7 protein-coding genes are annotated in these 4,284 nt (G+C 46.8%); all 7 read right to left on the reverse strand.

Features of this window, described 5'->3' with window-relative positions:
- Positions 1-15 precede the first annotated feature (15 nt).
- The 7 genes from HX773_RS25065 to HX773_RS25095 all read right to left on the reverse strand — a co-directional run bounded on the left by HX773_RS25065 (position 16) and on the right by HX773_RS25095 (position 4,105).
- Positions 16-1,245: a hypothetical protein gene (locus HX773_RS25065; RefSeq protein WP_176973758.1), complete on the reverse strand. Its 1,230-nt coding sequence runs from the start codon at positions 1,243-1,245 to the stop codon at positions 16-18.
- Positions 1,246-1,342: 97 nt separating this feature from the next.
- Positions 1,343-1,750, reverse strand: a complete 408-nt coding sequence (locus HX773_RS25070; RefSeq protein WP_176973759.1) for a hypothetical protein — start codon at positions 1,748-1,750, stop codon at positions 1,343-1,345.
- On the reverse strand, positions 1,750-2,031 hold the full coding sequence (locus HX773_RS25075; RefSeq protein WP_176973760.1) for a hypothetical protein: 282 nt from the start codon (positions 2,029-2,031) through the stop codon (positions 1,750-1,752). Before HX773_RS25075 ends, HX773_RS25070 begins: the two co-directional genes overlap by 1 nt.
- Positions 2,032-2,041: 10 nt before the next feature.
- Positions 2,042-2,356, reverse strand: a complete 315-nt coding sequence (locus tag HX773_RS25080) for a hypothetical protein (protein ID WP_176973761.1) — start codon at positions 2,354-2,356, stop codon at positions 2,042-2,044.
- A gap of 234 nt (positions 2,357-2,590) precedes the next feature.
- Complete coding sequence (locus HX773_RS25085; protein ID WP_176973762.1) at positions 2,591-3,040, reverse strand: hypothetical protein; 450 nt, start codon at positions 3,038-3,040, stop codon at positions 2,591-2,593.
- Positions 3,040-3,195, reverse strand: coding sequence for a hypothetical protein (locus tag HX773_RS25090; protein WP_176973763.1), 156 nt, complete (start codon positions 3,193-3,195; stop codon positions 3,040-3,042). Before HX773_RS25090 ends, HX773_RS25085 begins: the two co-directional genes overlap by 1 nt.
- Before the next feature lie 199 nt (positions 3,196-3,394).
- Positions 3,395-4,105: a tyrosine-type recombinase/integrase gene (locus HX773_RS25095; protein ID WP_176973764.1), complete on the reverse strand. Its 711-nt coding sequence runs from the start codon at positions 4,103-4,105 to the stop codon at positions 3,395-3,397.
- Positions 4,106-4,284: the final 179 nt, after the last annotated feature.

The following is a 4,284-nucleotide window of genomic DNA, read 5'->3' on the forward strand; positions in this document are numbered from 1 at the left end:
AAATTCAGTATGCCACTACACAGTGCCATCAAAGGTGATTTTGACAATGTGAGCGATGTCCGTCTTAACGGTCTCACCATCAACATCAATCTCAGTGCCCGCCTTAGCGATTACATCAAGAACACCAAAGCCCTCAATGGTCCACGCCTGACGGCCCGCATCACGGCTCACCTGAATCTTAAAGATGTCACCACTACCATCTTTAGCTGTCGCAAAGCTCACAGCACAGAGGCGCTTAGAGACCATGTAGATAGCCTGTTCCTGAACCTGCGAATGGTCATATCCCATGACTACAGCACCGCCCAGCATGTCCTCTACATCGACAAAGCCATTCTTGGTTGCCTCACGCTCGAGCATCGCCTCAACGCCGGATGGCATAATGATTGACACCTCACTCAACAGGTCAGCAAAGCCCGTCTGATTGACGTTATAGGCTAAGGCGTCCATGAGCATCTCTGAGACCTGAGCGGCGCTCTTACCGGCTGTGTCCAGCGGAGCCAGCTTGACGCTCTTGCAGCCATCAGCAGTAGCCAGCGTGTTCGCAATGGCAGCAGCGATAGACTGACAGACCTCATGAATAGCATTCTCTACAGCAATCTCTAAGGTGTGCTTAGTGAAACCATTGGTCATGATGTGATGGTCATAGACCTTTGTAGCGAAGCTGAAGCCAATCGCCTTGAAGGGCTCAATGTGAATCTCACCGCCAGCGTTAAGGGTCCCTGAGCCAACCGAGCCAGCGGGGGCAGTACCAGCAGACACAAAGCGCTTTTCACGGTCAAAGAAGAATGTACGGTCTTTAAGCTCATGGATAATCTGAGGAACTGGCTGTGTACGCGGAGCACGAACCTCAACGTTTAAACCAGTATCCTTAAGACCCTCAATAAACTCAGGAGCATTAAAAGTATCAGAAAGTGATTCCGTCAGAGCCTCTACATAATAACTTGGTGACATTGACAGCTCATTAACACCATTATATGCCTCAGCATCAGCAGGATTAAATTGAATACCGGTAGTGGTCTCTGAAACCTCAGTGGTATAATTATAGGACTTCACAGGGTTATTACGGTTGCGCTCAGCAGCCAGAGCCTGAGTATAAAGACTCTCGGCGCTTACGGATTCACTTGAAGTAAAGCCATTAGAGATATTCACGACTGAGCCCTTTAACGCTAAGCCCAGCTCATCAGCATTATTGATACCTTTGCCAGCGTTCTCTAAGATACCGTTAGTGTGTGTATTGTTAGCCATTATTTGTTACTCCTTATATTAAAGACGCAAGAAGGCCTTGGGATATACCCAAAGTAATTATTCAAGCGTCTATTGATTAATTGATAATTGGTGAAACTTAGAAGTGACCACCGCCTACACGGCCACCACGAATACGAGCAACGGTCTCAGCGATACGCTTCTGTTTCTCAGCGTGATACGCAGCTATTTCCGCAGGGCTATCCACATGACAACGAGCAGCAGCCTCATCGATGAGCTTTTGTTGTTCGGCTTTACGTTGAGTTTCAGCATCCTTAAGGCGCTGATAGTGTTGTGCTGCTTCATGTCCAATAGTTTGCGGCAGGTTGAAGCCTTGTGATTGCAGGTTCTCAGCAAGCTCTACCATTACAGCATCAGCGCTGTGAACGCCATTAAGTAGGGACGGCAGTACGATTCCCACAAAGTAACTCATGGTCAATTTCATACCATTAAGTTTTAAGAACTGTTTGTCATGGTCTACATCTGATAATTCAATCTTGAAGTTCATTAGGTTTCTCCTCTGTTGGTTAATTTATTCTTTATGCGCCCATGCCACTGTCTAAAGTCTTTATGGGTCTCAATGTTTGCCTTGCTTAATATCCACTGAATAGCATCCTGACTTTCAGCAATGTGAAACATTAGGTCACTTGTCAGAAGTTCTAAGTCTCTTTTAGGCATAACTGTTAGGGCCATATAGGCGCGACCTAATGGTGTCCCACAGTCATACTTATCTCTTTTCGTGATTATTAATCGGAAGACGTCTCCTCGCTCTATTAACTCATATTCCATGAAGTCCTCCTTATAGCTTCGCGGCTAAGAGGCCTGATGCTCTCCCTGCAATACGAGCAGCCTCACGATAATAGCGAGGGTCAGCTTTATTATTAAATAGGTCACTCACTGTCTGAGTTGATATAGCTTCAAGGCTCATCAGGACCTTAAGGGTAATATGTTGACCAATACCAATAGAGCGATTTACCTCAAAGAATCCTCGTGGGTCAGAAAGGCTTAATGCCTCCTGTACAGTTTCAATTGGTAGGGACTTAGATAGCAGCGATAATCGCACCTGTTTATTGTCCACTTTACGGGCAGGACGACCCACGGATTTCTTAGCCATGAGCGGCCTCCTTAGAATAGTGTTAGTTCCGAAATGCAAAAGATAACCTGACAGCCTCCATTAAGGAGACCATCAGGAAATTAGAGAGAACTTAATGAGGCAGAGGGTTTATGAGATCCTCTCCCTATAGTGATGATTTTAGGATTATGAGCAGCCAGCACTGAGACGCCTAACTCACCCATACGAATAAGATGGATTTCGTCTTTATCCTTAAGCCACTTTCCAGCCTTAGTCTTAGCGAAGATTCTTTAATGCCGTATGTCTCTCATCTGAAGATAAATGACCACAGCCTTGATAGCTCTTAATGTTGTTCATAGCCACCTCAGCGGCTGCTTTAGCTTCTCCTAAGGTCGCAGCATTAGTAACAGCATTGAGACCCGATAAGGCTGATTCAAGGGCCTGTAAGAGACCAATAGAAATCATTGGGTCATACATTGCTGCGACTGCTACAGCTTGATACTTGTCGAGTAATAGTGTCTTATCCCGCTTAAAGCCGCCATTGGGTTGTTGAGAATGTTTATCATCCCTCATTTTGAGAAGTGCATCTTTAGGGAAAGTGTTCTCAATCTTCCTGATAACGTTATCCTTGCGTTTACCCAGCAGGACAGCCAGCAGGCCCACATCAAGACGCCCATCGTTAGCTGTAACGTTCTTAGTGATTACCGCTACTTGATTGTTATTCATTAGCGTTTACCTCCCTGCTTGGTCTTACGGCGCTTCCAGCTACCCTTACTGAGGTCAGACTGTTGGCCCTTCAGGTAATCCATGCGCTCCTCAAAGCTCATCTCTGAGTATGACTTTTGGGGGCTGTGAGCTGGCGTCTGTTGTTCGGTATTCATAGGTACTCCTTCAATTGTGAAGCCCATACGTGTCCCATAGCGAGACCCAGCCCAAACAGTAAGGAGTCACTGAGACCGCTCACGGATAGGCTTTACGATTGGCTGTTTGGTGGATGATGGTCTTTGGGATAGACCGAAGGAGAACTCAATAGCTCTCCTATGGTGATGATTTTAGAAACTTGGATTATAAATCATTAACTTACAGCAAGGCTGCTTTGAGTGATTCAGCTATGCGGTTGATAGCCTGACCCTTGCCATATAGTGAGAAGCTCAGAGATTGACTTGCATGACCAAGGATGGACTCAGCGTCTGTCTCAGAGCACCCGCTAACCTTGAGCCTACTGGCAACTGTATGGCGCAGTGAGTGCAACACATGGTCTGGCGTCTTGCTCATAGCCTTAGGCAATACCTTCTCATTGAACCACTTGGAGGCAACATCACGGCTCATGTTAAAGACAGGCGCTGAGTCATCTGGCAGGCTCTCTACGTGGCTCAAGAAGCCAGCCAATGAGAAACCTAAGGCCCCGTCAGTGAGAGGCACACAGCGCTTACTGTGCTTGGTCTTTAGGGTCCTTGGTCCGCCATCATTAATATCAATGACCCATACATCATCTACCTTCTTAATGTCCTCTTTGAGAAGCTGAGCCACCTCGCCCGCTCTCGCTCCAGTGACCATAGCAACCTGACCGAACAGGCGCTTAGTGTCCTCAGGTTCGTCAGAGACGGTCTTAGCGATAGCCTTAAGCTCATCATCAGTGAATGCTTTACGACTGCTCTCAATGCCTTTCAGTTTCAGCCCTTTGGTGTAGTCATGATTAATGTGACCATTCAACTTAGCCCAATTTATACACGCTGAGAGCTTCGCCAAGAGCTTATTAACTGTCGATGGTGCAAGGCCCTCAGCAATCATAGAGTCACGTACAGCCGTCACCTGAGCGCGGCTATGGGTACGCCAATCGATTCCAGTAGTAAACCTGTGCAAACTCTTGTGGGCGCTCACAATGTCAGCCTGTGATGCTGGCTTGAGGTTGACCATATGTTCTGTTCGATAGGTCTCGGATAATGATGACTGTAGCGGTCAACAAAAAC

It is taken from the genome of Pantoea sp. B9002 (genome assembly GCF_013385945.1).
Taxonomy (GTDB): Bacteria; Pseudomonadota; Gammaproteobacteria; order Enterobacterales; family Enterobacteriaceae; genus Pantoea.